This is a genomic window from Teichococcus aerophilus (assembly GCF_014490485.1).
Taxonomy (GTDB): domain Bacteria; phylum Pseudomonadota; class Alphaproteobacteria; order Acetobacterales; family Acetobacteraceae; genus Pseudoroseomonas; species Pseudoroseomonas aerophila.
Genome location: NZ_JACTVA010000111.1, coordinates 1 through 4,080, shown reverse-complemented (window position 1 = coordinate 4,080; position 4,080 = coordinate 1). Strand labels below are relative to the sequence as shown.

The 4,080-nt window shown below is 67.7% G+C and carries 2 protein-coding genes and 2 pseudogenes; 2 read left to right on the top strand and 2 right to left on the bottom strand.

Features of this window, described 5'->3' with window-relative positions:
- Positions 1–186 (top strand): annotated as a pseudogene (locus IBL26_RS25200) (DEAD/DEAH box helicase); the annotation flags it as partial.
- A 391-nt stretch (positions 187–577) separates the two neighbouring features.
- Here the strand turns inward: IBL26_RS25200 and IBL26_RS25195 are convergent.
- Together IBL26_RS25195 and IBL26_RS25190 are read right to left on the bottom strand one after the other, a co-directional pair.
- Positions 578–1,564, bottom strand: a complete 987-nt coding sequence (locus IBL26_RS25195) for a Bug family tripartite tricarboxylate transporter substrate binding protein (RefSeq protein WP_187787248.1) — start codon at positions 1,562–1,564, stop codon at positions 578–580.
- 51 nt (positions 1,565–1,615) lie between these two features.
- On the bottom strand, positions 1,616–3,481 hold the full coding sequence (locus IBL26_RS25190; RefSeq protein WP_456316422.1) for a PHA/PHB synthase family protein: 1,866 nt from the start codon (positions 3,479–3,481) through the stop codon (positions 1,616–1,618).
- 235 nt (positions 3,482–3,716) lie between these two features.
- Between IBL26_RS25190 and IBL26_RS25185 the strand changes: the two are divergent.
- Positions 3,717–4,080: pseudogene (locus IBL26_RS25185) on the top strand (hypothetical protein); the annotation flags it as partial.

Below are 4,080 nucleotides of genomic sequence, written 5' to 3'. Positions count from 1 at the left end.
CGCCCGGGTGGCCATGCCGCCGGCCAGCGCCAGGGTGCGCCGCGCGCCGCCGGCGCCCCGCGTGGCGGCAATGGTGGTGGTGGCAACGCTTCCAGCCGCAGCGCGCCGCCGCGTGGTGGCCGGGGTGGCGAGCAGCAGCGCAAGGACCGCGCCTGGCGTGAAGGCGACTTCCGCGAGCAGCGCTAAGGCCCCAGCCGGATCGGACGATCCAGCCTGGCATTGACGATGTGAGAGAGGCCGGGGGCGTAATGTCCCCGGCCTTTTTTGTGTTCGCTACGTTGGCTTGCGGGGAAGGAAGGCCGGGGAAGGAATTCCCCGGACCCCATCTTTTGTTTGCGGGTTTGGTGTGGGGCTTCGCAACCGAAGGTCAGTCGGCAGGAGCGGCTTTAGGTTTTCCGGGTCGATCGTGACCTGTCAGCAGGCACGCACACTGCCCATACCGGACACTGATTGAGCCGAAGGATCTATGCCTTCGGCAAACTACCTCAGCCCATCACACCTATTGCAAACAGCCCCCCAAACTCGCAGAAAAAAGATGGGGGTCTGGGGGGAATTCCTTCCCCCAGCCTTCCCAGTCCTACTCTGCACGAGCCCCCGAAATCCGCACCGCTTCCTGCCACATCGGCCGTTCCTTGTGGCTGCGGGCGGTGACGCCTTCCGGCGTGCTCCACAGCACCTGGGCACCGGATTGCAGGAAGCGCTGCTTCAGCGCTTCGTCCTGTGCCAGCTCGCGCAGCGCGGCGTTGATGCGCTGTACCGCCACGTCCGGCACGCCCTTCGGCGCGACGAAGCCGCCCCAGGACGCAACGACGAAATCCGGCATCCCGGCTTCCGCCATGGTGGGCAGGTCGGGGAAGGTGGGCCAGCGCGTCGCCGTGGTCACCGCCAGGGCCCGCAGACGGCCTTCCTGTACGATCGAGGCGTAGGAAGGCAGGTTGTCGATGGCGAGTTCGACATCGCCCGCCAGCATCGCCGGGATGACCTGGGAGGCGCCGCGGAACGGCACGTGCTGCGCTTCCAGCCCCAGCCGGTTGCGGAAGATCTCGCCCGAGAGATGCGCGGTGGTGCCGACGCCGGGGGAGCCGAAGGAGATGCCGCCGCGCTTGGCCTTCGCCCACGCGATGAATTCCGCCAGCGTCTTCACCGGCAGCTGGGATGGCACGACGACGATGTTGGGCTGTTCCCAGGCCAGGGAGATGGGCGTCAGGTCCCGGTCCATGTCCCAGGACATGCTGCCGTAGAGGAACTGGTTGATGGAGAACAGGCCGATGGTGGCGGCGCCGATGGTGTAACCATCCGGCGTGGCCTTAGCGACGGCATCGATGCCGATATTGCCGCCGGCACCGGGCCGGTTCTCGATGACGAAGGGCTGGCCCAGCTTGCCGCGCAGCGCTTCCGCCAGGATGCGGGAGAGGACGTCGGTGGAGCCGGCGGGCGGGAAGGGCACGATCAGCCGGATCGGCCTTTCCGGCCAGTTGGCGGCGCCCTGGGCGCGGAGGCTGGGTGCGGACAGCAAGGCAGGCAGGGCGAGGGCGCCCCTCGCCACGCCACGGCGTGAGATCATGGAAGGTCCTCCGGCATTTCTTATCGTTGCCGGAGGAGCATGCCCCAGCCGTCAGTCCGTGGCCATGACCTTGACGTAGCTGCCCGGTGCCTCCTCCAGCGCCGGCAGGCCGCCTTCGCCGGGGGTGCGCGCCGGCACCTGCGCCTTGTCCAAGGCCGAGACCCAGCGGTGCCAGTCCGGCCACCAGGACCCGGCCAGTTCCGTGGCGTTGGCGAACCATTCGTCGGGGGAGGCAGGCTGGCTGGTGCCGACCCAGTGGCTGTACTTGCCCGATTCCGGCGGGTTCGCCACGCCGGCGATGTGGCCGGAGGCGGCGAGGACGAAGCGCACCGGCCCGCCATAGATCTGCGTGGCGCGGTAGGTGCTCTTCCACGGCGCGATGTGGTCTTCCCGCGTCGAGAGGATGTAGGTCGGCAGCTTGATCTTGCTCAGGTCCAGCGGCGTGCCGGCCAGGGTGATGGCGCCGGGCTTCACGAGGTCGTTCTGCTGGTACATGCGGCGCAGGTAGAAGCTGTGCATGGCGGCCGGCATGCGGGTGCTGTCGTCGTTCCAGTACAGCAGGTCGAACGGGAACACTTCCTGCCCCAGCAGGTAGTTCTGCACGACGAAGGACCAGATCAGGTCGTTGGCGCGCAGCATGTTGAAGGTGGTCGCCATCTCCCGCCCCTCAAGGTAGCCGCGCTTCTGCATGCGGTCCTCGATGGCCTTCAGCTGCTCCTCGTCGATGAAGACGCCGAGCTCGCCCGCTTCCTCGAAATCCACCATGGTGGTGAAGAAGGTGGCGGACTTGATGCGCGTGTCCTTCTGCGCCGCCATCCGCGCCAGCGTCGCCGACAGCAGCGTGCCGCCCAGGCAGTAGCCGATGGCGTTGATGGATTTCTCGCCCGTCGCCTTCTCGATCGCATCCAGCGCGGCGTAGGGGCCTTCGAGCATGTAGTCCTCGAAGGATTTGGCGGCCAGCGTCTCGTCCGGGTTCACCCACGAAATGACGAAAACCGTATGCCCCTGGGCCACCGCCCATCGAACGAAACTGTTCTTGGGGCGCAGGTCGAGGATGTAGAACTTGTTGATCCAGGGTGGCATGACCAGCAGCGGCCGCTTCAGCACCTTCTCGGTGGTGGGGCTGTACTGGATCAGCTGCATCAGCGCGTTCTGGAACACCACCTTGCCGGGGGAGACGGCGATGTTCTCCCCGATGGTGAACTTGCTGTCGTCCGTCATGCGGATCTTCAGCTTGCCCTTGCCGCGTTCTAGGTCGGACAGCAGGTTCTGCAGGCCGCGCAGCAGGTTCTCGCCACCGGTCTCGGCCGTCTTGCGCAGCACTTCCGGGTTGGTCATCAGGAAGTTGGAGGGGCTCATCGCGTCCACGAACTGGCGCGTGTAGAAATCCACCTTCTGCGCCGTCTTCGGCTCCAGGTCGTCCGCCGTGTGCACCACGTTGGTGAAGTAGCGGGCGGAGAGCAGGTAGGACTGCTTGATGAAGTCGAAGACCTCGTTGTCCCGCCACGCCTCGTCCTTGAAGCGGCGGTCCTTGCTGTCCTCGGCGATCACGGGCGGCACGTCGTTCACGCCCCACATGCGGCGCGCGGTGTTCTGCCAGAGCGTCAGGTAATCCTGCCAGAAGCCCATCTGCGCCTGCATCAGCCGCGCCGGGTTGGCCGCCAGGCGCGTCGCCATCTCCAGGAAGGCGGAGCCCAGTTGCATCGGGTCCGGCCCCGGTGCCCCATTCTCGGACGCGTTCAGGGTCTGGCGGTTCAGGAAATCGGTGACGATGCGGTGCCCGCGCTCCGCCACATCGGCCATGGTGCGGGAGACGAGATGCGGGTCGGGCAGGCGGAAATTGGCCGGGTCGCCACCGGGTACGCCGGGGGCGGCGCCACCCTTCGGGGTCTCGGGGGTTTTCTCGTCCTTGGCCATGTCCTGCCCGCTTTCCGCGCCTTGGGCGCTTGTGCTGTTTGGCCGCCTCGGTGCAGCCGATATGTTCACTTAACACATCACGGGCGGTCCCGTGATGCAGCCGGCCTTCCGCCCGGACCGGATTTCAGGCTAACCCTCTGCCGCAGGTCGGGAGAGAAACCCCATGGTCCGGTGCGCCGAACGAGACGGAAGCGGAATTGACGGTAGAGGGCGGGGCAGCCGCCATCAAGCCGCCATGACCATCAGGCTGGGCGGGGCACTGGCTGCCATGCTGGCCTTGGGGGCCTGCGTCGGCTCCCCGGCCGAAGGGCCGTTCGAGTTCTTCGACGCGGTGACCAACGACCCGCTGCGCGGCCGCGCGCCGCCACCGGGACTGGACCGCGAGGGCTATCCCAACCTGGCTTCCGTGCCGCCGCTGCCGGTGCGCGGCGCGGCCTCGACGCGGGAGGAGCTGACGCGCGCCCTGGGCGATGCCCGCATCCAGTCCCAGGGCCCGCTGGTCTCCGGCGCGCCCATCCCGCCGCCGCCGAGCGGCTCTGACAGCCCGGTGCCGCTGAACCCGCCGGCACCGCCGCGCCTGGCCGCCGCGCCGCGCATCG